The following is a 24,079-nucleotide window of genomic DNA, read 5'->3' as shown; positions in this document are numbered from 1 at the left end:
TGCCCAAGAAAAACATGGGGCTTAGTACCGCGATCTTGCCCGCTTTTCGCTGTTGCGGAAGGAACTGGCCGATGCGCTAACTAGGAGCCCCATGTTTACCAGAAGTCTCTTGATCGGGCAGCGCCTTGCCCTCGGTTTTGCCGTGGTGATCGCCCTGCTGCTGCTGATGGGTACGCTCGCTTGCCTGCGCGTCGATGCCCTGAAGACCGAAGTCCGGCTGGCCAGCGATGTACGCTTTCCGCAGACCGAACTGATTCACACGGTCAAGGATGAGCTCAATGAAACGGCGCGCAATATGCGCAATTTATTGTTGCTGAGCGACCCTGAGGTGCTCAAATCCGAAAATGCCAATATTGAGCAGAGCGCGCGCGATATCGAACAGGCCCTTAACAAGCTCGACAAAACGATCACCTCGCCGCAGGGGCGCGCCCTTTACGACGACATCCAGGCCCAGCGCACGCGGTTTCTCGCGGAACAAAAAGTGTTCCTCGATCTGACCGGGGCGCAGCGCAGGGACGATGCCATCGTCCATCTGAGCGACAAGTTGCGCCCGCTTAGCCTGAAATACTTCGATGCGCTCGACAAGATGGTGGCCTTCCAGGCCGGCCTGATGAATGCAGCAGGCAGCGCCGCCAGCGCGTCGGCGCAGGCAACCCTGATCTTGCTGATCGGCCTGGCGCTGGCGGCGGCACTGGCGGCCGTGCTGGCGGCCTGGCTGGTCACGCGCAGCATCACGGCGCCGATCGGCCAGGCGGTGGCGATGGCGCGGCGCGTGGCCAGTGGCGACCTCAGCGGCGCCGTGGTGGTCGGCCGCCGCGATGAAACGGGGCAGTTGCTGCAAGCCTTGTCGGACATGAATGGCAGCCTGGTAACTATCGTCGGCGAAGTGCGCAGCAGCACCGACACCATCGCCACGGCATCGTCGCAAATTGCCGCCGGCAACCTCGACCTGTCGGCGCGCACCGAGCAGCAGGCCGCTTCCCTGGAAGAGACCGCTTCATCGATGGAAGAAATGGCGGCCACCGTCAAGCAAAATGCCGACAACGCGCGCCAGGCCAATCAGCTGGCCATCACCGCATCGCGGATTGCCGTCAAGGGCGGTGACGTGGTCGCCAACGTGGTCGGAACCATGGGCTCGATCAATGAGGCTTCGCGCAAGATCGTCGACATCATCGCCGTCATCGATAGCATCGCCTTCCAGACCAATATCCTGGCTTTGAATGCCGCGGTAGAAGCGGCGCGCGCCGGCGAACAGGGGCGCGGCTTTGCGGTGGTCGCATCGGAAGTGCGCAGCCTGGCGCAACGCTCGGCCTCGGCGGCCAAGGAAATCAAGGGCTTGATCGATGCTTCAGTGGCCCAGGTCGACATCGGCCAGGAGCTGGTGCAGGAGGCCGGCAGTACCATGACCGACCTGGTGGCGAGCGTGCAGCGGGTCACCGACATCATGGCCGAGATCAGCTCGGCCAACCATGAACAGGAAGCGGGCATTGCCCAGATCAACCTGGCGGTGACGGAGATGGATGGCATGACCGCGCAAAATGCCGCGCTGGTCGAACAAGCCTCGGCGGCGGCGACCTCGCTGCAGCAGCAGGCGACCCAACTCTCTGCCGTGGTCAGCGTGTTCAAGATGCGCGCTGAGACGCCACCGGCGCCGACCACGCCGGCCAGCGCGCCGGTGCGCATGAACCAGCCAGCAGCGGCCATCAAACCGCTGCCCGCCGCTGCCGCCAGCGCCAGCGGTTCCAGCGCCAGCGGTTCCAGCGCCACCCGCGCCACCCGCGCCACCCGCGCCAGCGGTTCCAGCGCCACCAGCGCCACCGGCGCCACGGCCACGAGCAAGCCGCGCCGCTCGGCACGCGTCGTGGCGGCCGCGGCCGCCCCGCCAACCGCGCGCCGTCCCGGCGCTGAGGCCGACAACTGGGAAGAGTTCTAACTTTCCCGCCGCCAGCGCGGCGGCGGGCGTATTGACAACAGCAAGCGCAGATAAACCCATCGGGCTATTGCTCCTGAAAAACATGGGGCCTATGATCAAGCGATGGAGCCGTATCGCTGGCGATGCAACAGCGTCGCCACCCGCCTATTTTTTCACCTGCGCCACCAGCAACATTATCGTTGCCCATACGTGGCCTGAACCCCGCCGCTGTTGTCGCTTTGCAGGAAAAAATGCTCATGAAAAATTTCACCATTGGGCGCCGGCTGGGCCTTGGCTTTGCCGCTGTCATCATCGTCATGCTGGTGATGGCAGGTGTGGCCTATCTGCGGCTGGGCCAGGTCACCCGCGCCATCCACCTGACCAACGCCGACCGTTTTCCCAAGACCTTGCTGGTCAACCAGATCAAGGACGAGGTCAATGAAACTTCGCGCAATATGCGCAATATCCTGTTGCTGTCGGACGTGTCGACGCTCAACAAGCAATACGCCGACATGGAAAAAAGTACGCGCGTGATCACTGCCACGCTCGACAAGCTCGACAAAACCATCAGCGCGCCGGAAGGGCGCGCCATGTTGGCCGATATCAGCAAACAGCGCGCCGCCTTCAGCAAGGAACGCGATGCCCTGGTCGAACTGGCGCAGGGCTGGCGCAAGGACGAGGCGATGAAGCAACTGGCCAGCACGGTGCAGCCGGCCTATCAGTCGTATTTTGGTGCGCTCGACAAATTGGCCAGTTACCAGGCCAAGCTGATGCTGCAGTCGGGTGAGGAAGCCGAGGCGACGGCCGCTGCCACCAGCTTGACGCTGCTGGTGCTGGCCGCCGTCGCCGCCGTCATTGGCGCTGTCGTCGCCGTGCTGGTCCAGCGCAGCATCACCCGGCCCATCGAAGAAGCGGTACGGGTGGCGCGGCGGGTTGCCGATGGCGACCTGACCAGCACCATCGTGGTCAGCCGCGGCGACGAAACGGGCCGGCTGCTGCAAGCGCTGGCCGACATGAACGGCAGCCTGCGGCGGATCGTCGGCGACGTCCGTGGCAGCACCGACACCATCGCCACGGCGTCGGCGCAAATCGCCAGCGGCAACCTCGATCTGTCGGCGCGCACCGAGCAGCAGGCGGCGTCACTTGAAGAGACGGCATCGTCGATGGAAGAGATGGCCGCCACCGTCAAGCAAAACGCCGACAATGCGCGCCAGGCCAATCAGCTGGCCAATGCCGCTTCGGCCATCGCCGTGCGCGGCGGCGATGTGGTGGCGCAGGTGGTGGGCACCATGGGCTCGATCAATAGCGCCTCCCGTAAGATCGTCGACATCATCGCCGTCATCGACGGCATCGCTTTCCAGACCAACATCCTGGCCTTGAATGCCGCGGTGGAGGCGGCGCGCGCCGGTGAACAGGGGCGCGGCTTTGCGGTGGTGGCCTCCGAAGTGCGCAACCTGGCGCAGCGTTCGGCCACTGCTGCCAAGGAAATCAAGGGCTTGATCGATGCCTCGGTGGCGCAGGTCGATATCGGCCAGGGCCTGGTGCAACGGGCCGGCAGCACCATGACTGAACTGGTCTCGAGCGTGCAGCGGGTGACCGATATCATGGCCGAGATCAGCTCGGCCAATCACGAGCAGGAAGCGGGCATCGCCCAGATCAATCTGGCCATCACCGACATGGATGTGACGACCCAGCAGAATGCAGCGCTGGTCGAACAGGCGGCCGCTGCTGCCGCGTCGCTACAGGAGCAGGCAGTGCAGCTCACCGATGCCGTCAGCGTGTTCAAACTGACGGCCGCGTACGCGGCCGCGCCGGTGGCCGAGCTGCAAGCGGCAGTGCCGCAGGTGCGCGTTGAGACTGCCGCCCCGCCAGGCTCGCACACTTCGCACACTTCGCGCACCCCGCAAAAAACGGCGCCAGCGGCGCCGCGCCGGCTGGCGGTGGCGGCCGTTAGCGATGACTGGGAGCAGTTCTAGCAAAGCAGCTGAAACGGTTTTCCCTTGCCAGGTCGCGGCCGGCGTAAAATGCTCGCACCCGGGCCAGGCCCGATTCGACGGCCGATCTTGTAATGAGTATGCGTTCACTAAGCGATGACTAAGCGATGACTAAGCGATGACTAAGCGATGAGCTGGCCCTTGATAGCGGCCCTGTGCGCCATGGGCGTGTTCGGCGGCTTTGCCGCCGGTCTGCTGGGCATCGGCGGCGGCATGATCCTGGTGCCGTTCATGACCATGATTTTCACCTCGCTCGATTTTCCGCCGCCGCTGATCGTCCACATGGCGATCGCCACCTGCCTTGCCACTATTTTGTTTACATCGATTTCTTCGGTGCGCGCGCATCACCTGAAAGGGGCGGTGCGCTGGGACATCGTATGGCTGTTTACGCCGGGCATCCTGGCCGGTTCGTGGATTGGCCCGTGGATCGGCAAGCAGATGAACCCGATGGTGATGGCGCTGTTTTTCGGCGCCTTCGTCGCCGTTGCCGCCACCCAGATGCTCATCGATACCAAGCCGGCCGCCGCCCACGCGCTGCCGGGCAGACCGGGCATGTTCGCCGCCGGTGGCGGCATCGGCATCCTCGCCGGCCTGGTTGGCGCCGGCGGCGGTTTCGTCTCGATTCCCTTCATGACCTGGTACAGCGTACGCATCCACAATGCCGTGGCCACCAGCGCGGCGCTCGGCTTCCCCATTGCGCTGGCGGGCACGCTGGCCAATATCTGGTTCGGCCTGGGCGAAGCGGGCCTGCCGTCGCACTCGCTGGGGTTTATCTATCTGCCGGCGCTGGCCATCATCTCGACCGCCAGCGTACTGATGGCGCCACTGGGGGCGCGCACCGCGCACCGCTGGCCGGTGCGCCGCCTGCGCCGCTCGTTTGCCTATATCCTGTACGCGCTGGCGCTGTACATGTTGTGGAAGGGCGTGGTGCTGTACCGCGCTTAGGCAGGCTTTGACTGGGCCGACTGTCCCGCAAAGTGGGGATGGCGATACGCCCATGCCAGCATCAACAGGCCGCCTATGATCATCGGCAGCGACAGCATTTGCCCCGACGTCACCGGCAGGCCGGCCACCGTGATTTGCCAGTCAGGCACGCGGAAATACTCGGTAAAAAAGCGCGCGCAGCCATACAGGGTGGTGAACAGGGCGCCCACTGCCAGCCGTGGCCGCGCCGAACGCGCATACAGCCAGACGATGACGAACACCAGCAAGCCATCGACGAGCAGCTGGTAAAGCGGCGATGGATGGCGCAGGCCTTCGAGGAACACGGGCGCGGGATGGAGGGGAAAGCGCAGGTCGGGCCAGCGCATCGCCCACGGCAGGCTGGCGTCGGCCACGCGGCCCGGCAGTTCGGCGTTAATGAAATTGCCGAGGCGGCCAGCGGCGTAGCCGAGCGGTACCAGCGGGGCGATAAAGTCGAGCACATCGAGCACATTGCGGCCCGCCTTGCGCGACCACAGTGCCATCGCCACCAGCACGCCGATAAAGCCGCCGTGGAAAGACATGCCGCCGTGCCAGACCTTAAAAATTTCCAGCGGGTCCGCCAGGAACAGCCTGGGCGTATAAAAAAACACTTCACCGAGGCGCCCGCCAATGATCACCCCGAGCATGCCGTAAAACAGCATGTCGTCGAGGTCTTCTTTTTTCCAGCCCTGGCGGGCGATGTGCGGCTGGCGGATGCGCACCCGACCCAACGCCAGGAACAGGCCAAAGGCCAGCACATACATCAAGCCATACCAGTGCACATGCACGGGGCCCAGCGAAAATGCCACGGGGTCGGGCATCGGGTGAGTGAGCATTAGTGTGTCTTCCTTAAAAGTTGCAAAAATCCGTGCAGTACGGGCGAGACGTTATCGCGGCGCCAGGCGCAGCCAGTCTCGACCAGCGGCGTGCGGTCCAGCAGCGGGCGGTAATCGACGCCAGGTCGCATCAAGTTCGACACGGATTGTGGCACAAGTGCCACGCCCATGCCCGCCGATACCAGGCTGACAATGGTTTGCATCTGGATCGCCTGCTGGCCGATCTCGGGCGTCAGGCCGGCAGCGCCAAAGCAGCCGAGGATGGCGTCGTGCAAGCCGGGCGCGATGGCGCGCGGGAAGATGATCAGCGGCAGCGCCGGGGCGTCGCGCAGCGCCAGTGGGCCGGGCGCCAGCAGGCCGGCTGGTGCCGCCAGGATCAGCGGCTCTTCCAGCAGTTTCAGGTAGTCGAGTTCGGCCCTGGCCTTTTCCGGCAGCGGCGGGATCAACAGGCCGACGTCGATACGGCTGTGCAGCAAGTCGTCGACCTGGACGTCGGAGGTGGCTTCCTGCAGCAGCAGTTGCACGTGCGGGTAGGCGCTGCGGTAATGGCGCAGGAAGGGTGGCAGCACACTGTAATCGGCCGACGATACAAAGGCCAGCGCCAGCCGTCCGCTGGCGCCGGCAGCGGCGGCGCGCACCAGCTCGGGCAGTTCGGCGGCCCCGGCCAGCAGGCGGCGTGCCTGCGGCAACAGGGCGGCGCCGGCGGCGGTGAGCGCCACGCTGCGGCGGTTGCGCACAAACAGCGCGGCGTCGAGCAGGGTTTCGAGGCCCGCAATCGCTTGCGACAGCGGCGGCTGCGTCATGTGCAGGTGAATGGCGGCGCGGCCGAAATGCAGTTCGTCGGCCACAGCGACAAAATAGCGCAGCTGGCGCAATTCGATATTCATAGGTGGTTTCGATGGCCCAGCAATGGATTTGCTGGAAGCGGCATGATAGCGCGAAGGGGCGCCGGGCAGGGCGCCAACCGGCATGGGCCGGCGACAGACTTATTTGCGCTTCTTGTCAAACGTCGCCGCGATGCGTGCCTTGCGGCGCGCTTCATCGACGTTATGGGCACGTTTTTTATCGAGACCGAAGAGCTGTTCAACGAATTCAAACCAGATAAACGCCGCCCCCATGGCGCCGACGATCCACCACCAGGACATGTCGGCAAACTTCCACACTTCGAAGTAGCGAAGTGGCACCAGGGCAGCGATCAGGATAATAAATGGCATGGGAACTCCTTTTTCAGCTCCCATCTTACAAAGGTTTTAGTGCCGTGTGGCAAATAATCGCAATGCGCTGCCAAGCTGTGGTCAACCTGCTGCACGGCGTTGGCGTTATCGAATGTAACGCTGACAAAACAATTGAGCAAAATTGCTAAAATAGCGCATCTGGTCGTCACCTTTGGAGAAAATCACCATGAAACATTCGATGTTGTTGCGCACCCTGTTGTGCACCTTGTTATCTGGCTTGGCATCGACCAGTGCCATGGCCAATGCCGACCTGGCGAGAACAAAAAATTGCATGGCGTGCCACGCCGTCGCCAACAAGCTGGTTGGCCCGGCCTTCAAGGATGTCGCCGCCAAGTATGCCGGTCAGAAGGATGCCGAAGACAAGCTCTCCGCCAAGGTGCAAAAAGGCGGCAGCGGCGCGTGGGGCGCAGTGCCCATGCCAGCCAATCCGCAAGTAAGTGAAGCCGAAGCGCACACCCTGGTTAAGTGGGTTCTGTCGCAGAAGTAAGCACTGACGTTGCATAAAAAAACGCGCAGTGTGCGCGTTTTTTTGCGTCCAAATCTTGCTTGGCGGGTGGAGGACAGCGCAGGGCCCGTCCATCCGCGCTGGCAATCAAGCACGCGTTTAGCGCACCACCTCGATCTTGGTTTTTTTGCCGCCCTTGTAGGTGAACAAGGTCAGTGCGCCATCCTTGATGTCGCCAAAGTTGTCGAACTGGATCAGACCGGTGACGCCCTGGTATTTGATCTTTTTCAGTTCTGGCAAGTATTTGGCAGGATCGGCCGATTTGGCATTCTGCATGGCGGTGGCCATGGTCATCACGGCGTCGTAGACATACGGCGCGTAGATCTGGACGTCGGCATTGTATTTTTTCTTGTAGCGGGTGACGAAGTCTGCCATGACTTTTTCTTGCGCGCCTTCCACCCCGCCTGCTTCAGCGCAGACCATGGTGCCTTCGCCAATACCGTCGCCAGCCAGGCGCGAAACCGCTTCCGTGCAAACGCCGTCGCCGCCCATGAATTTGGCGGTGATGCCCAGTGCCTTCATTTGTTTGAGCATGGGGCCGCCCACTGAATCCATGCCGCCAAAGAAGATCAGGTCAGGCTTCTTGGCCTTGATGGAGGTCAGGATGGCGGTGAAGTCAGTCGCCTTGTCGTTGGTGAATTCTTTACCCACCATTTTGACGCCAGGGAATTTTGCCTTGGCACCCTTGATGAATTCGTCAGCCACACCCTGGCCATAGGCGGTGCGGTCGTCGATCACGGCGATGCTCTTGGCGCCGAGTTTGTCGACGGCGTAGCGGCCGAGGGTGCCGCCGAGCTTGTTGTCGTTGGCGACCACGCGGAAGGCACCTTTAAAACCTTGCTTGGTGTAGACAGGGATGGTGGCCGATGGCGAAATTTGCGGGATGCCGGCATCGTTGTAGATGCGCGAAGCAGGCACCGTGGTGCCCGAATTGAGGTGACCAACCACGCCGTTGACCTTGGCGTCGACCAGCTTTTGCGCCACTGCCGTGCCTTGCTTCGGATCACCGCCATCGTCTTCCGCCAGTAGTTGCAGCGTCACTTTTTTGCCGTTGATCATGAAACCCTTGGCATTGAGCTCTTCAATGGCCATCCGGGCGCCGTTCTCGTTGTCCTTGCCCAAGTGGGCGCTGGGGCCCGAGATGGGTGCAACGTGACCGATCTTGACCACCTCTTGCGCGCTGGCGCTACCGGCGAAGGCCAGGGCGATGGCGAGAGGAATCAGCTTGGTGGTGAACTGCATGGACATTCTCCAAAGGTTGATAGACAGAATTTACGTAAGGGCAAAAGGTACAACAAATTGTGCGCTTCGCAAAGTACTAAGTAAGGCTGCGAACGCCCGCTCCTTCAACTTCCTTGATGGCGTTGGCGATGACTTCCTGCAGGGCGGCGCGCACGCCCTCGCGGATGTCGCCGACAGCTTGCTGCATGGCATTGGCGATGGCGGCCTCGATCCGGGTATCGATGGTGTCCATCACGCGGGCGAACAGGCGCCGCTCGAGGGCGTCCCAGTCGACCGCTGCCGGTGCCGCCGCTGCCGGCAGCTCCTGGAATACTTCAGTGAGGACGGGAATGCCAGCATCGAAGGAAGGAAAGCTGCTCATGACTGGCCTGCGACGAAGTGGGTTAATGGGAAAGACTGTTTTTTGTAGGCGACATAGCGTTTTCTCCCTTCGGCGGCATCGGCCTCGTCGAGGGAAATGATTTCAAAGACGCGCTTGAAACGTTCGACGCCGGCCGGCGTGCGGCGGGTCAGGTTGATCAGCATGTCGTGGTGGGGCAGTTCGCCGGCCTCATCGACGGTGACGATGATGGGGGTGTGCGCTGCCAGGGCGTCGGTGGCCAGCACATGCGGCAAAAAATCGATATCGGACACGCTCCACAAGGCCGCATCGAGCTGCGCGGCCTGGGTGGCGTCTTCGGTGAGCAATACCAGCTGGCCACCGGCAGCATAGGCCTTGCGGCTCAAGCGGCAGGCATAGGCGAGCTTGTCGGCGATATTGGTATGAAAATCGATACGGGTCATGCAAACCTTTACGTGAGGGCGCTCTGTGCAACAGTTAGAACTGAAAACCCGGCGGGGCGTTTGCTGGCGGCGGCTTTTGCGGTGTCACCGTGGGGCTTACGACAGCCTCGGCCTTGGCGACGGGCACCGGCGCCGCCGCCAGTGCCGGCCCCGGCCGCCAGCCGGCTGGCAGGCGCGATTGCAAGGGGTAGGCAGCGGCCGTCAAGGCCTCTTGCCAGGCGATCGCTTCAAAGCCGATCTGCTTGTTTGAGCCCACCAGCAGCAGGGGCAGGCGGGCATCGCTGCCCGCTGCCTGCAGGCGCTGCTGGTCTTCATTCGATTGCACGGTTTTTTCGGTGAACGGGATGCCGCGCTGTTGCAACAGCGCCCGGCCCTGCTCGCACGGGCCACAGCCCGAGGTGGTGTAGAGCACGACCGGATGGCGCCGCACTGCTTCGTTGAGGGCGTAGGGCAGGCTGGGCTGGCTGGCGCTCGGCGCCGGGTTGCTGACAGCGGCGCCCTGGTCGCGCGCTGGCGGCTGGTCGGGCGGCGGCTGGTCACTGAAGTGGCTGACACCCTTGGCATCTTTCCAGCTATACATCTGTGCACTGCTGCCAGCAGCGCTGACCACCAGCAGCACGCCCAGCGCTGCCTTCAACAGCGTCGGCATCACGTGCCGTTCCTGCCTGCCTTGTTCGACGACCTTCATAGCAACTCCTGGATGGTGGCAGGGCCGTTCAGGAGCCCATGCCACTGTGGCGCAACAGGGCGTCGATGCTCGGCTCCCTGCCGCGGAACGCCTTGAAGGATTCGAGCGCCGGACGGGAACCGCCGACGGCCAGGATCTCTTGCTGAAAGCGCTTGCCAGTTTCTTCGGAAAGGGCACCGCCGCCAGCCGCTACCGCTTCTTCGAAGGCAGCATAGGCATCGGCAGACAATACTTCTGCCCACTTATAACTATAGTACCCGGCCGCGTAGCCGCCGGCAAAAATATGGCCGAAGGAGTGTTGGAAACGGTTAAATGCAGGCGGCATCATTACCGAAAATTTCTGGCGTACGTCGTCGATCAACTGTTGCACGCTTTGCTCGCTGGCAGGGTCGAAGTCGTAGTGCAGGTGCATGTCGACCAAGGAAAATTCCACCTGGCGCAAGGTTTGCATGCCAGATTGGAAATTTTTGGCGGCCAGCATCTTGTCGTAGAGGGCACGCGGCAATGGCTCGCCGGCGCGCACGTGGGCGGTCAGCTGTTGCAGCACGTCCCATTCCCAGCAAAAGTTTTCCATGAACTGGGACGGCAACTCGACCGCATCCCATTCGACGCCGGAAATACCGGAGACACCGATTTCATCGACCTGGGTGAGCATGTGGTGCAAGCCGTGGCCGAATTCGTGGAACAGGGTGGTCACCTCGTCATGGGTGAACAGCGACGGTTGCAGCTGGCCATCGACATTGGCCGGTGGCGTGAAATTGCAGGTCAGATAAGCAATCGGCGTTTGCACGGCGCCGCCGATGTCGAGACGGCGACCGCGCGCATCGTCCATCCAGGCGCCACCACCCTTGCCGGCGCGCGCATACAGGTCCAGGTAAAACTGGCCGATCAGCTGGCCGTGGCGTTCGATGCGGAAAAAGCGCACATCGGGGTGCCAGACCGCCGCCGTATCGGCCGCGATGGCGACGCCAAACAGGGATTCGACCAGCTTGAACAGGCCCGACACCACTGTCGGTTCAGGAAAATATTCTTTGACTTCCTGGGCCGAAAACGCGTAGCGCTGTTCCTGCAGTTTTTCCGAGGCATAGGCAATGTCCCACGCTTCGAGCTGCTCGATGCCCAGTTGTTCCTTGGCGAAGGCGCGCAGCTCGGCCAGGTCCTTCTCGGCGTACGGCCGCGCACGGCGCGCCAGGTCTTCGAGAAATTCGATCACGTGCTCGGGGCTCTGGGCCATTTTCGGCACCAGCGAGACTTCGGCAAAATTGCGGTAATCGAGCAGTTTGGCTTCTTCGTCGCGCAGTTTGAGCAGCGTGGCGATGTTGCTGGTGTTATCCCACTTTTCCAGCTCGGAAAACACGGTGCCCATTTCCGATGCCTTGGTGGCGCTGGCGCGGTAAATGGTTTCACGCAGGCTGCGCTTGTGGGCAAACTGCAGCAATGGAAAATAGCTGGGGAAGTGCAGGGTGAACAGGTAGCCTGGCTTGCCAGCCGCTTCGGCAGCGGCACGCGCGGCGTGCTGGGCGTCTTGTGGCACGCCATCGAGGTCAGCAGCGTCAAGCACCACCAGCTGGTAGTCATTGGTGGCGTCGAGCACGTTTTCGGAAAAACGCGTGCTGACGGCCGCATGCTGCTCCTGGATGTCGGCAAAGCGCGCCTTTTTCGATTCGGGCAGTTCGGCGCCGCCCAGGCGGAAGTCGCGCAGGGCGTTGTCGATGATTTTTTTGCGCGCCGTGCTCAGGTTGACGTAATCGGGGTTGGCCTTGAGCTGCTTGTACTTGGCGAACAGCGCTTCGTTTTGCGACAGCGCGGTCCAGAATTCGGTGACCTTGGGCTGATTGTCGTTGTAGACGGCGCGCAGGGCCGGGGTGTCCATCACGCTGTTGAGATGGTTGACGATGCCCCAGGCACGGCCCAGGTGTTCGGTGGCCATTTCCAGCGGAGTGACGAAATTGTCCCAGGTGACGTCAGCCGAGGGCTGCTCGAGGCGTGCCACCACGGCGCTGGCGTCGGCGATGAGCTGGTCGACCGCCGGCTGCACGTGCTCGGGGGTGATGGCGTCAAAACGGGGCAGACCGGAAAAGTCCAGCAGGGGGTTGCTCAGTGCGGTAGTCATGATCGCTATTCTCCAATGTCAGGTGCGGGCCGCCGCGCAGTGCTTCTGCCGGCGTCTGGTGTGCGTTACGGTCGACTACTGTGGTGAATCAGAAATTCGTTGATGAATAAATGTGTCGAAATCGCTGCAAGACAAGGAGCAAAGCACAGACAGGCCGAGGCCTGGCGAGCATTTGAGACGCAGTATCGCTGCGATTCTCGGCATCTTTATTCAACAAATTTCTGATTCACCACACTAGGATCGCTTCACGTCTTGTCTTCACTTATATTGCCGGCCGCTCAGTTACGCTCAGTTACGCTCAGTTACGCTCAGTTACGCTCAGTTGCGCTCAGTTGCGCTCGGCCGCTTCCACGGTATTCATCAACAGCATGGTAATCGTCATCGGTCCAACCCCACCCGGTACCGGCGTGATGTGGGACGCCACTTCGCGCACGGCAGCGGTGTCGACGTCGCCGCACAGCTTGCCGGCGTCGTCGCGGTTCATGCCGACGTCGATGACGATGGCGCCCGGCTTGACCATGTCGGCGGTCAGGGTATTACGGCGGCCAACGGCGGCAACGACGATATCGGCCTGGCGCGTGTACAGCGCCAGATCGGCGGTCGCACTATGACAGATGGTGACGGTAGCGTTCGCTTGCAAGAGCAGCAGCGCCATTGGTTTGCCCACCGTGTTGCTGCGGCCGATCACCACCGCGTGTTTGCCACGCAAGTCGACGCCGGTGCTTTCGATCAGTTGCATGCAGCCATACGGGGTGCACGGACGAAAGCCGGGCAGCCCGGTCAGCAGTTCGCCGGCCGACAGCACCGAGTAACCATCGACATCCTTGCTGGTGGCAATCGCTTCGATCACCTTGTGCGGATTGATGTGGCGTGGCAGTGGCATTTGCACGAGGATGCCGTGGATGGCGGGATCGGCGTTGAGGGCGGCGATGCGATCGAGCAGGGCCGCCTCGGTCAGATCGGACTCGTATTTTTCCAGCACCGAATGAAAGCCGACGTCGGCGCAGGCTTTCACCTTGTTGCGCACATACACCTGACTGGCCGGATCGGCGCCCACCAGGATCACGGCCAGTCCGGGCTGGCGGCCGGCGGCGGTGAGGGCGGCGGCGCGGGTGGCGATCTCGCTGCGCAGTTGTTGGGAGTGGGCGACGCCATCGATCAGTTGTGCGGACATGGGTATCAATAAAAAGGGTTAGTAAAAAGCAGCTGGCAGAAGGCTCGATTATAAAGCGCCAGCGGCAAATCCGCCGCCCCGCCTGCACGCCTGCCAGGCGCTAACATTTCACCATATGAAATCATATATCGCCATTTGAGATATTGCAGAAGTGCTGGTAGAATCTTCATACTAAGATAGTCTAGTAATCAAATGCACTGAGTTTGTCCTTTAAAACAGACCAGAAAACCGTCCGCCGCGCTATACCAATTGATTCGCCAGCCTGGCAGGGCGCCCACCCCAAGGAGACGCAACAATGTCAGCTCAACTCGATCAGTTGACGGCCCAGGCCGCCAACGACCCGGATACCCTCGAAACAAAAGAATGGCTCGAAGCGCTCGAAGCGGTCATTGATAACGAGGGCCCGGAACGCGCCCACTACCTGATGGAGCGCCTGGTTGACCTGGCCCGTCGTCGCGGCGCCCATATTCCGTTTTCCAGCAATACCGCCTACGTCAACACCATCCCCACCCACCTCGAAGTGCATTGCCCCGGCAATCTGGAGTACGAAGAGCGCCTGCGCTCGTGGATGCGCTGGAATGCCATGGCGATGGTGGTCAAGGCCAACCGCGCCGATGGCGACCTCGGTGGCCACATTTCGTCGTTTGCCTCGCTGGCGAACATGCTGGGCATTGGCTTTAACCACTTCTGGCACGCGCCCACCGACACCCATGGCGGCGACCTGCTGTACATCCAGGGTCACTCGTCGCCCGGCATTTACGCGCGCGCCTTCCTCGAAGGCCGGCTGTCGGAAGACCAGCTGCTCAACTTCCGCCGTGAAGTCGATGGCAAGGGCCTGTCGTCCTACCCGCACCCGAAACTGATGCCGACGTTCTGGCAGTTCCCCACCGTGTCGATGGGCCTGGGCCCGCTGATGGCGATCTACCAGGCGCGCTTTCTCAAATACCTGCACGCCCGCGGCATCGCCGACACCGGCAACCGCAAGGTATGGGTGTTCTGCGGCGACGGCGAGATGGACGAGCCGGAATCGATGGGCGCGATCGGTATGGCCGCGCGCGAGCGTCTCGACAATCTGGTCATGGTCGTCAACTGCAACCTGCAGCGCCTCGACGGCCCGGTGCGCGGTAACGGCAAGATCATCCAGGAACTCGAAGCGGACTTCCGCGGCGCCGGCTGGAACGTCGTCAAGGTGGTGTGGGGCCCGGGCTGGGACGCGCTGCTGGCCAAGGACAAGGACGGCATCCTGCAACGGGTGATGATGGAAACCGTCGACGGCGAATACCAGAACTACAAGGCGAAAGATGGCGCCTACGTGCGCAAGCACTTCTTCGGCAAGCACCCGGAGCTGCTCAAGATGGTCGCCAACATGACCGACGACGACATCTGGCGCCTGACCCGCGGCGGTCACGATCCCCATAAAATCTACGCCGCCTTCAAGGTCGCGCAAGAGAACAAGGGCACGCCGACGGTCCTGCTGGTGAAAACCGTCAAAGGCTTCGGCATGGGCAAGTCGGGTGAAGCGAGAAATACCGCGCACCAGACCAAAAAGCTCGACGACGACGCCATCCGCGAAATGCGCGACCGCTTCGCCATCCCTATTCCCGACGACAAGCTGGCCGAGATCCCCTTCTTCAAGCCCGCCGACGACGCCCCCGAAATGGTGTATCTGCACGAGCGCCGCAAGGCCCTCGGTGGTTACCTGCCGCAGCGCCGCCCGAAAGCCGATGAAAAGCTGGCCATTCCCGATCTGTCGGCGTTCCAGAATGTGCTCGACGCCACCGCTGAAGGCCGCGAGATTTCGACCACGCAGAGTTTTGTGCGCATCATTTCGACGCTGCTGCGCGACCCGAGCCTGGGCCAGCGCATCGTGCCGATCCTGGTCGACGAATCGCGCACCTTCGGTATGGAAGGGCTGTTCCGCCAGATCGGTATTTTCAACCAGCAGGGCCAGTTGTACGAGCCGGTCGACAAGGACCAGGTGATGTACTACCGCGAAGACAAGGCTGGCCAGATTCTGCAGGAAGGCATCAACGAAGCGGGCGGCATGAGTTCGTGGATCGCCGCGGCGACGTCGTACTCGACGAATAACCGCGTGATGATCCCGTTCTACACCTTCTACTCGATGTTCGGCATGCAGCGCATCGGTGACCTGGTGTGGGCCGCTGGCGACATGCGCGCACGCGGCTTCCTGATGGGTGGTACGGCTGGCCGCACCACGCTCAACGGCGAAGGCTTGCAGCACGAAGACGGCCATAGCCACATCTTTGCCGCCACCGTGCCGAACTGCCTGCCCTACGATCCGACCTTCGCCCACGAAGTGGCGGTGATCGTCCAGGACGGCCTGCGCCGCATGGTCGACGAGCAGGAAGACGTGTTTTATTACATCACCCTGATGAATGAAAACTACCCGATGCCAGGCCTGCGCCAGGGCACCGAGGCGCAGATCCTCAAAGGCATGTATTTGCTGCAGCAGGGCCCCGCCGAAGCCAAGGCGCGCGTCCAGCTGATTGGCTCGGGCACCATCCTGCGCGAATCGGTGTTCGCTGCCGAGCTGTTGATGAACGACTGGGGCATTGCCGCTGACGTCTGGTCGGCGCCGTCGCTGACCATGGTGGCCCGCGACGGCGCCGATTGCGAGCGCTGGAACATGGTCAACCCGACCGCCGAACAGCGCGTGCCGTATGCCACCGAACTGCTCAAGGATACCAGCGGCCCGATCATCTCCACCACCGACTACGTGCGCCTGTTCTCCGACCAGATCCGCCCGTACGTGCCAACGGGCCGCCATTTCACGGCGCTCGGCACCGACGGTTTCGGCCGCTCCGATTCGCGCGTCAAGCTGCGCGAATTCTTTGAAGTGAACCGTTACTATGTGACCGTCGCCGCCCTCAAGGCGCTCGCCGACGAAGGCGTGCTGCCACTGTCGACGGTCGCTGAAGCGGTAGTCAAGTACGGTCTCAATCCAAATAAACCGAATCCGGTTACCCAGTAATGCTTGTGGTCCGCGCGGGCCGGTTCAGTGAACCGTCCGCCGGGCTGCGTCTACAACGAATAAAAACGGAGTCATGCCATGAGCATTGTGGAAGTGAAGGTCCCGGATATCGGCGATTTCAAGGAAGTCGAAGTCATTGAATTGATGGTCAAAGTGGGCGACACCATCAAGGTCGACCAGTCGCTGCTGACGGTGGAGTCGGACAAGGCCAGTATGGAAATCCCGTCGTCGAGCGCGGGCGTGGTCAAGGAAATCAAGGTCAAGGTGGGCGACAAGGTCGCTGAAGGTTCGCTGGTGCTGATGGTGGAGGTGGCGGATGCTGCCGCTGCTGCGCCAGCCGCTGCGGCTGCTCCTGCTGCAGCTGCTCCTGCTGCAGCTGCAGCCCCTGCCGCCGCCGCCCCGGCTGCTGCGCCAGCTGCCGCCGGCGGCGGCGTGGTTGAAGTCAAGGTCCCCGACATCGGCGACTTTAAAGAAGTCGAAGTCATCGAAGTGATGGTCAAGGTCGGTGACACCATCAAGGTCGACCAGTCGCTGCTGACGGTCGAATCGGACAAGGCGAGCATGGAGATTCCCGCCTCGACCGCGGGCGTCGTCAAGGAAATCAAGGTCAAGGTGGGCGACAAGGTGGGCGAAGGCTCGCTGGTGCTGCTCGTTGAAACCAGCGCTGGTGCCGTCGTTGCTGCCGCCGTTGCTGCCCCCGCAGCGACTGGCGCTGCCCCCGCTGCTGCTCCTGCTGCTGCTCCTGCGGCGGCTGCCCCTGTCGCCGCTGCCGCTCCCGCCGCCGCCGCAGCTCCCGCTGCAGTGCAGACTGACGCCTCCAAGGCGCACGCGTCGCCATCGATCCGCAAGTTCGCCCGCGAACTGGGCGTCGATCTGGGGCGCGTCGGTGGCAGTGGTCCGAAAGGCCGCATCACCCAGCTCGACGTGCAGAATTTTGTCAAGGGCGTGCTCGCTGAAGGTCCGGCCAAGGCGGCCGCAGCGCCGGCGACGGGTGGTGCTGGTTTGACGCTGCTGCCATGGCCGTCGCTCGACTTCAGCAAATTCGGTCCGACCGAAGAGCTGCCACTGTCGCGCATCAAAAAAATCAGTGGCCCGAATTTGCACCGCAACTGGGTGATGATTCCCCACGTGACGCAGTACGACAAGTCGGATGTGACCGACCTCGAACAGTTCCGCGTCGAGTCGAATGCGGCGCTGGCCAAGGCCAAGTCGACCGTCAAACTGACCATGCTGGCGTTTGTCATCAAGGCCTGTGTCACCGCCCTGAAAAAATACCCGGCGTTTAATTCTTCGCTGTCGGCCGATGGTGCCAGCTTGATTCTCAAGCAGTACTACAACATCGGCTTTGCCGCCGACACGCCGCAAGGCCTGGTGGTGCCGGTGCTGAAAGACGCGGACAAAAAAACCGTCTCGCAGATCGCCGTCGAGATGGGCGAACTGTCGGCACAGGCGCGCGACGGCAAGCTCAAGCCGACCGACATGCAAGGGGCGTCGTTCACCATTTCGTCGCTGGGCGGGATTGGCGGTACCTACTTCACGCCGATCATCAATGCGCCCGAAGTGGCCATTCTCGGCCTGTCGAAAACGGCGATGGAACCCCTGTGGGACGGCGAGCAATTCCAGCCGCGCCTGATGCTGCCGCTGTCGCTGTCGTACGACCACCGCGTCATCGACGGCGCCATGGGCGCGCGTTTTACTGCCTACCTGGCCGATATCCTGGCCGACCTGCGCAAAACCCTGCTGTGAGTTGGAGCACCGATGAAAACAATTGAAATCAAAGTGCCGAATATCGGCGACTTTAAAGAAGTCGAGATCATTGAAATCATGGTCAAGGTGGGCGATACCATCAAGGCTGACCAGTCCTTGATCACGGTGGAATCGGACAAGGCCAGCATGGAGATTCCGTCATCCAGTGGCGGCGTCATCAAGGAGCTGAAAATCAAGGTCGGCGACAAGGTGGCCGAGGGTTCGCTGCTGCTGTTGCTGGAGCAGGGCGCTGCCGCTGAAGTGGCTCCCGCCGCTGCTGTCGGTGCCCCGGCCGCGGCCGCGGCACCGACAGCGGTCGCCGCGTCCGTCGTCGCCGCTGCCGTTGCCCCCGCCGTTGCTCCAAGCCCCGGCAGTTTCGCCGGCACGGCCGACATCGACTGCGAGATGATGGTGCTGGGCGCCGGTCCCGGCGGCTATTCGGCCGCTTTCCGCGCCGCCGATCTGGGCATGGACACGGTGCTCATCGAGCGCTACGCCGCCCTCGGTGGCGTCTGCCTGAACGTCGGCTGCATCCCGTCGAAAGCGCTGCTGCACGTGGCGGCGGTGATTGACGAGACGGCCACCATGTCCAAGCACGGCATCAGCTTTGCCGCGCCCGCCATCGACATCGACCAGCTGCGCGGCTGGAAAGAAAAAGTCGTCAGCAAGATGACTGGCGGCCTGGCCGGCATGGCCAAGGCCCGTAAAGTCAGGGTGATCCAGGGTGTCGGCCAGTTCATCGGCCCGCACCACATCGAAGTGACTGCCGGCGACGGCAGCAAACAGGTGATCGCTTTTAAAAAGGCGGTGATCGCCGCCGGCTCCTCGGTGGTCAATCTGCCGTTCGTGCCGAAAGATCCACGCATCGTCGATTCGACGGGGGCGCTGGAACTGCGGGCGATCCCGAAAAAAATGCTGGTCATCGGCGGCGGCATCATCGGCCTCGAAATGGCCACCGTGTATTCGACGCTCGGTGCGCGCATCGATGTCGTCGAGATGCTCGATGGCTTGATGCAGGGCGCTGACCGCGACATGGTCAAGGTCTGGCAAAAGTACAACGAGGCGCGCTTCGACAAGATCATGACGAAGACCAAAACGGTGGGCGTGGAAGCGCTGCCCGAAGGGATCCGTGTCACCTTCGCCGCTGCCGAAGCAGGCGGCGTTGCGCCCGAGCCGCAGCTCTACGACATGGTGCTGGTGGCGGTCGGCCGCAGCCCGAACGGCGCCAAGGTGGCGGCCGACAAGGCTGGCGTGACCGTCAGCGAGCGCGGTTTCATCGCCGTCGACAAGCAGATGCGCACCAACGTGCCGCACATCTTTGCCATCGGCGACCTGGTGGGGCAGCCCATGCTGGCGCACAAGGCGGTGCACGAAGCGCATGTGGCAGCGGAAGCGGCGCATGGCGAGAAAGCCTTTTTTGATGTGAAGGTGATCCCGTCGGTGGCGTATACCGATCCCGAAGTGGCATGGGTCGGCATCACCGAAGACGAAGCGAAGGCCAAGGGCATCAAGCTGGAAAAGGGCCACTTCCCGTGGGCCGCATCCGGCCGCGCCGTCGCCAACGGCCGCGATGAAGGCTTTACCAAGCTGCTGTTCGATGCCGACACCCATCGCATCGTCGGCGGCGGCATCGTCGGCACCCATGCGGGCGACATGATCGGCGAGATCGCCCTGGCCATCGAGATGGGCGCCGATGGCGTCGATATCGGCAAGACCATCCACCCGCACCCGACGCTGGGCGAATCGATCGGCATGGCCGCCGAAGTATATGAAGGGGTGTGCACCGACCTGCCACCACCGCGCAAGCGTTAATCATGAGAGCGCCCCGGCGCTCGCTGTGACCAGGGACCGGCCGGCGCCCGCGCGCTGCCGGTCCTTTTTTTGTTAAAAATTATAGCGTTTGCCAACGATGTTGGCGTCGAATTGGTGTAAGCTTCGGCCCCGTTTTGGCCGCCGCCGGCATTGCCGCCGGCGGCCGCGCTTACCTCGATTCAGGAATGATTATGCCGGCGGCCTATCTCAACACACTGCGTTACTGGTGGGATGCGGAAGCGCTGATGTATCCCGACTTGCCGAAGGCCGGCCAACGCCCCCAGTTGCTGTTGCGTTACAGCGATCGCCTGCCGTGGTCTGGTGCCGCTGCAGCCGACGACCACAAATATTTCGTCTACTTCGGGCTGGTGGAAAAGCATGCGCTGGAAGCCGAGCTGGCGGCGCTGTTCAAGGTCAGCGGCGCGCCTGAATCGTACAGTGGGAACTATCAGCGGGCCACCCGCGGCAAGACTTTTTTGTGCGCCATCGAGGTCGCCGCTGACGGCACGCCGCTGACCAGCACCTTGCAGCTGGCCGCGTTTGGCGTCGCCTTCGCCGAGCGCCACGATGGCCTGCCACGCGCCTACGGCGCCATCGCCGCCGCGCTGCAGGAGCAGGTCGGGGCGCTGACCTCGATGAGCAGCAGCAGCGTCGCCGACGGCGCCTGGTTCGAACAGGTGTGCGCCTGCCTGTTCGCCCGGCTGGCATGGCAACCAGGCAGCTTGCTGGCGCGCGAACAGCTGTGCATACAGAAGGTTGCGCTGCTCGACTGGAAAGGCAAGCGGCTGGCCAATCCACCCGAACTCGATCCCGTCAATTCGTTTTACCTGGAAGACCTCGAGCGCATCCGCGTCGCCGCGCAAGAGGGCAGCGGCGCGGTCCAGGTGGCGCGCTATCTGGATGGCGAGGCGCAGGCCGGTGAACGGGTCGATATCACCAGCATCGCCGCCATCGATGCCGCACTGGCGCCGCAGCGCTGTCCAGCCGGACGCTGGCCCAGTGATTTCCCCCTGTTTCTGATGCAGCAGGTGGCGGTCAACCTGGCGCTCGAGACCCTGCGCGACGGCGGTATCTTTGCCGTCAACGGCCCGCCGGGCACCGGCAAGACCACCTTGCTGATGGACGTCATCGCCGCCCGGCTGGTCGAACGGGCGACCATCCTGGCCACGTTCGACGACCCCCAGCAAGCGTTCGAACGGGCGCCCGAGGCGGTCGAATATCCCGCCAATGGCGCCGGCAAAGCCTTGCGCGGCGCCATACACACGGTCGATGCGCGCCTGCTCGATTGCGCTATTGTCGTCGCCAGCGCCAACAACAAGGCGGTCGAAAACATTACCCTCGATCTGCCCAGTTTGAAGAAGGTATCACCGCAGCCGCTGCAGCGCGGCATGGCGTCGTTCGATTATTTTGCCGCGAGCGCCGAGTCGATCCTCAACGACGACGCCGGCGAGGACGCCCGCGCCAGCCTGCAATGCTGGGGCTTGATCTCGGTCCCGCTGGGCAACCGCAAGAACCGCAACCGGGTGGCCGCCCGCCTCGGTCGCTTTGGCGACGCCGGCCTGTTCCAGGAGCTCGACAAGATTCCCCACCCGGCGCTCGACTGGGATGCCGCCCGCAGCGCCTACCAGGCGGCACTGGCGCGGGTGCAGGCGATCGCCGCCGACATCGGCCGCCACGATGTGGTGCTGGCGCAGCTGCAGGCAAGCCGCGCTGCCGTCGTCGACGCCGGCGCGCTGGTGCTGACCTGTGGCCAGCGCCAGCGGGCGGCCAGCACGGCGCTGCAAGCGATCGCTGGCGCGATTGCTGACGGCGAGGCCGCACTGGCGACCAATCTGGCCGAGCGCGAGCTGCTGGCGCGCCAGTGGCCGTGGTGGCGCCAGCTGTTCGCCCGCCTGCTGCGCCCGACCGTGTTTGCCCGATGTGCGCTGCGCCGCCAGCAGCTCGATGGCGATGACGACCGCCTGAGCGCCGGCCGCGCCAGCGTGCGCCGTGCGCGCCTCGAAGCGCTGGCCGAGCTGGAGGCGGCGGGGGCTGCGCTGCAGGGGGCCGAGGCGACGCTGGCAGCGGCCAAGCGCACGGTCCATCTGCACGCGGCGCAGCAGCGCGCGCTGGCAGCGGCGCTCGGTCCGGCCGCCTTCGATGCGCAGGCGTTTGCCATGCTGCCGCCCGAGCAGCAGCACAAAACTCTGCCGCGCAGTAATCCGGCCTACCAGGCGGCGCGCGCGCACGTGTTCGTCGCTGCCATGCACCTGCACAAAGCGTTCATGAAAAACGCCGGTAAAGCCTTCCGCACCAATTTTCAGCTGGCGCTGGCCATGCTCGAGCAGCAAGCCTTTCTGGCGCCGCACCTGCCGCAGATGGCGCCGCACCTGTGGGCCAGCTTCTTTCTGGCGGTGCCGGTGGTGTCGAGCACCTTTGCCTCGGTGGCGCGCTGCTTTCGCGATCTCGGTGAAGGGCAGATTGGCTTGCTGCTGGTCGATGAAGCGGGGCAGGCGGTGCCCTCGCATGCGCTGGGCGCCATCTGGCGCGCGCGCCGCGCCCTGATCGTTGGCGACCCGCTGCAGGTCGAACCGGTGATCAAGCTCGATCGCCAACTCGACCTGGCGATGCTGAGCTTTCACGGTGCGCCGGCCGCGCACCAGCTGACGGCCTGCTCGGCGCAGCAGCTGGCTGACCGCGGCAACCGCCACGGCGCCATCGTCGTCCAGTACGACGGCAGCGAACTGTGGGTGGGCGCACCGCTGCGCGTGCACCAGCGCTGCGTCGAGCCGATGTTTTCACTGTCGAACCAGATCGCTTACAACGAGCAGATGGTGTTTGGGCCGGCAGTGGAGGATGAAGTGGCGGCCAGCGCGGCGCGGCCCTTGCTGGGGCCATCGGGCTGGCATGATGTGGTGAGCGGTCACTTCGATGGCCATTCCAGCGCCGCCGAAGGCCAGCTGGCGGTGGCGCTGGTGCTGGCGTATGCCGCCAATGAATGGGTCGGCAAGGACGATGGCTTGCCCGAGCTGTTCCTTGTTTCGCCCTTCAAGTCGGTCGCTGACAGCCTGCAGAGCGCCTTGCGCCGGCGCCAGGCCGAATGGGCTGATGGCGCCAGCGACGAGGCCATTGCCAGCTGGCTGCAACAGCATGTCGGCACCGTCCACACCTTCCAGGGCAAGCAAAGCGAAACGGTGTGTTTTGTGATGGGCGGCGCCAGTGCTGGCGCGCGCAGCTGGGCTGGCAGCCGGCCCAATCTGATCAATGTCGCCGTCACCCGCGCCTGCCGCCGCCTGTATGTGATCGGTGACCGCAGCGCGTGGTCGGCGACGGTGTTTGGCAGGCAGCTGGCGCAGGCGCTGCCGCTGATTAATTGACGGTCTTGAGCACGCTGCGATAAAACAGGTCGAGGCGCTGGTCGAGCGCCTGCTCGATCGCCGCCGCCGTCAGCGGCACCGGCTCGAACAGCATCCGTTCATACGGGTCGCCGATGATGCAGTTGAGCAGGAACACCGGTAGCAGCGCCAGCTCGAGCCCATCGCGCAGCTGGCTGCGGACGTCGGCGCGCGAAAAAAATTCCAGCAGCATGATGCGCGTCTGCTGCGGGCCACCCTCGAAAAACGCTTGCGCCAGCTCGGTATTGGTGGGGGCGTCGGCCACCACCATGCGGTGCATGGCCAGCGCTTCCGGCCGGCTGATCAGGTCGAGGAAGTGGAGGGCGAAGTCGCGCACGTTTTCCTTCAGCGGGCGGGTGTCGTTGAGAATTTCCTGGGGCCGGAAGAATTTTTCGCGATTCGCTTCCAGTACTGCCTTGAGCAAGCCGGCCTTGCCGCCAAACTTGACGTAAATAGTGCGCACGGCAACGTGCGCTTCGCGCGCCAGCATTTCCAGGCTGACGTTGCGGTAACCATGCTTGATAAACAGCATGCCTGCGGTGTGCACCAGCTCTTGCTGGCGCGCGGCACGCTCGCACGAACGTGGCCGACCGGCAGCAATTTTTATGCTGGCGGCGCTGTCGGCACTGCTGTCGCTGGTGGTGTGAGAGTCATTGGTCATGGCCAGACTGTAGTCCAAAATAAAATGAAATGCAATCGTTTCATTTCTT

The 24,079-nt window shown here is 63.1% G+C and carries 19 protein-coding genes; 9 read left to right on the top strand and 10 right to left on the bottom strand.

Features of this window, described 5'->3' with window-relative positions; translation table 11 throughout:
- The first annotated feature begins 91 nt into the window (after window positions 1-91).
- The 3 genes from ACP7BZ_RS03650 (at window position 92) to ACP7BZ_RS03640 (ending at window position 4,851) form a co-directional block, all read left to right on the top strand.
- The gene (locus ACP7BZ_RS03650; RefSeq protein WP_426110283.1) at window positions 92-1,933 is read left to right on the top strand and encodes a methyl-accepting chemotaxis protein; all 1,842 of its coding nucleotides are present in this window, start codon (window positions 92-94) and stop codon (window positions 1,931-1,933) included.
- 236 nt (window positions 1,934-2,169) lie between these two features.
- Window positions 2,170-3,888, top strand: coding sequence for a methyl-accepting chemotaxis protein (locus ACP7BZ_RS03645; RefSeq protein ID WP_426110282.1), 1,719 nt, complete (start codon window positions 2,170-2,172; stop codon window positions 3,886-3,888).
- A gap of 147 nt (window positions 3,889-4,035) precedes the next feature.
- Window positions 4,036-4,851 (top strand): sulfite exporter TauE/SafE family protein, encoded by an 816-nt coding sequence (locus ACP7BZ_RS03640; protein ID WP_426110281.1) that lies wholly within the window; start codon window positions 4,036-4,038, stop codon window positions 4,849-4,851.
- On the opposite strand, the gene lgt is transcribed toward ACP7BZ_RS03640, so the two are convergent.
- The 3 genes from lgt to ACP7BZ_RS03625 all read right to left on the bottom strand — a co-directional run bounded on the left by lgt (window position 4,848) and on the right by ACP7BZ_RS03625 (window position 6,919).
- Window positions 4,848-5,705, bottom strand: coding sequence for a prolipoprotein diacylglyceryl transferase (gene lgt / locus ACP7BZ_RS03635; RefSeq protein WP_426110280.1), 858 nt, complete (start codon window positions 5,703-5,705; stop codon window positions 4,848-4,850). The two genes, ACP7BZ_RS03640 and lgt, sit on opposite strands and share 4 nt — an antisense overlap.
- Entirely contained in the window at window positions 5,705-6,592 is an 888-nt protein-coding gene (locus ACP7BZ_RS03630) for a LysR substrate-binding domain-containing protein (RefSeq protein WP_426110279.1), read from the bottom strand. Before ACP7BZ_RS03630 ends, lgt begins: the two co-directional genes overlap by 1 nt.
- Before the next feature lie 99 nt (window positions 6,593-6,691).
- Entirely contained in the window at window positions 6,692-6,919 is a 228-nt protein-coding gene (locus ACP7BZ_RS03625) for a TIGR04438 family Trp-rich protein (protein WP_426110278.1), read from the bottom strand.
- Between ACP7BZ_RS03625 and ACP7BZ_RS03620 the strand changes: the two genes are divergently transcribed.
- Together ACP7BZ_RS03620 and ACP7BZ_RS03615 are read left to right on the top strand one after the other, a co-directional pair.
- On the top strand, window positions 6,913-7,068 hold the full coding sequence (locus ACP7BZ_RS03620) for a hypothetical protein (protein ID WP_426110277.1): 156 nt from the start codon (window positions 6,913-6,915) through the stop codon (window positions 7,066-7,068). The two genes, ACP7BZ_RS03625 and ACP7BZ_RS03620, sit on opposite strands and share 7 nt — an antisense overlap.
- Window positions 7,069-7,106: 38 nt before the next feature.
- The gene (locus ACP7BZ_RS03615) at window positions 7,107-7,427 is read left to right on the top strand and encodes a c-type cytochrome (RefSeq protein ID WP_426110276.1); all 321 of its coding nucleotides are present in this window, start codon (window positions 7,107-7,109) and stop codon (window positions 7,425-7,427) included.
- A gap of 117 nt (window positions 7,428-7,544) precedes the next feature.
- Here ACP7BZ_RS03615 and ACP7BZ_RS03610 read toward each other — a convergent pair whose 3' ends face one another.
- From ACP7BZ_RS03610 to folD, 6 genes are all read right to left on the bottom strand, one after another.
- The gene (locus ACP7BZ_RS03610; RefSeq protein ID WP_426110275.1) at window positions 7,545-8,687 is read right to left on the bottom strand and encodes a branched-chain amino acid ABC transporter substrate-binding protein; all 1,143 of its coding nucleotides are present in this window, start codon (window positions 8,685-8,687) and stop codon (window positions 7,545-7,547) included.
- A gap of 76 nt (window positions 8,688-8,763) precedes the next feature.
- Window positions 8,764-9,048, bottom strand: a complete 285-nt coding sequence (locus ACP7BZ_RS03605) for a hypothetical protein (protein ID WP_426110274.1) — start codon at window positions 9,046-9,048, stop codon at window positions 8,764-8,766.
- The gene (locus ACP7BZ_RS03600) at window positions 9,045-9,470 is read right to left on the bottom strand and encodes a DNA polymerase III subunit chi (protein ID WP_426110273.1); all 426 of its coding nucleotides are present in this window, start codon (window positions 9,468-9,470) and stop codon (window positions 9,045-9,047) included. Before ACP7BZ_RS03600 ends, ACP7BZ_RS03605 begins: the two co-directional genes overlap by 4 nt.
- Window positions 9,471-9,504: 34 nt before the next feature.
- On the bottom strand, window positions 9,505-10,158 hold the full coding sequence (locus tag ACP7BZ_RS03595) for a glutaredoxin family protein (protein ID WP_426110272.1): 654 nt from the start codon (window positions 10,156-10,158) through the stop codon (window positions 9,505-9,507).
- A 28-nt stretch (window positions 10,159-10,186) separates the two neighbouring features.
- The gene (locus tag ACP7BZ_RS03590) at window positions 10,187-12,271 is read right to left on the bottom strand and encodes a M3 family metallopeptidase (protein ID WP_426110271.1); all 2,085 of its coding nucleotides are present in this window, start codon (window positions 12,269-12,271) and stop codon (window positions 10,187-10,189) included.
- Between the two features lie 328 nt (window positions 12,272-12,599).
- Window positions 12,600-13,445, bottom strand: a complete 846-nt coding sequence (folD, locus tag ACP7BZ_RS03585) for a bifunctional methylenetetrahydrofolate dehydrogenase/methenyltetrahydrofolate cyclohydrolase FolD (RefSeq protein WP_426110270.1) — start codon at window positions 13,443-13,445, stop codon at window positions 12,600-12,602.
- Window positions 13,446-13,740: 295 nt separating this feature from the next.
- On the opposite strand from folD, the gene aceE reads away from it, so the two are divergent.
- From aceE to ACP7BZ_RS03565, 4 genes are all read left to right on the top strand, one after another.
- A complete protein-coding gene (aceE, locus tag ACP7BZ_RS03580; protein WP_426110269.1) occupies window positions 13,741-16,437 on the top strand; it encodes a pyruvate dehydrogenase (acetyl-transferring), homodimeric type in 2,697 nt (898 codons plus the stop codon).
- A 78-nt stretch (window positions 16,438-16,515) separates the two neighbouring features.
- Entirely contained in the window at window positions 16,516-18,183 is a 1,668-nt protein-coding gene (gene aceF / locus ACP7BZ_RS03575; protein WP_426110268.1) for a dihydrolipoyllysine-residue acetyltransferase, read from the top strand.
- Window positions 18,184-18,195: 12 nt separating this feature from the next.
- A complete protein-coding gene (lpdA, locus tag ACP7BZ_RS03570; protein ID WP_426110267.1) occupies window positions 18,196-19,995 on the top strand; it encodes a dihydrolipoyl dehydrogenase in 1,800 nt (599 codons plus the stop codon).
- Window positions 19,996-20,186: 191 nt separating this feature from the next.
- Complete coding sequence (locus ACP7BZ_RS03565; protein ID WP_426110266.1) at window positions 20,187-23,351, top strand: DEAD/DEAH box helicase; 3,165 nt, start codon at window positions 20,187-20,189, stop codon at window positions 23,349-23,351.
- Here the strand turns inward: ACP7BZ_RS03565 and ACP7BZ_RS03560 are convergent.
- Complete coding sequence (locus ACP7BZ_RS03560) at window positions 23,344-24,030, bottom strand: TetR/AcrR family transcriptional regulator (RefSeq protein ID WP_426110265.1); 687 nt, start codon at window positions 24,028-24,030, stop codon at window positions 23,344-23,346. The two genes, ACP7BZ_RS03565 and ACP7BZ_RS03560, sit on opposite strands and share 8 nt — an antisense overlap.
- Window positions 24,031-24,079: the final 49 nt, after the last annotated feature.

The sequence above is a fragment of the Massilia sp. PWRC2 genome, assembly GCF_049896725.1.
Classification (GTDB): Bacteria; Pseudomonadota; Gammaproteobacteria; order Burkholderiales; family Burkholderiaceae_D; genus JAFCUW01.
The sequence above is the reverse complement of the archived record's forward strand: the minus strand, read 5'-3'. Positions and strand labels throughout refer to the sequence as shown.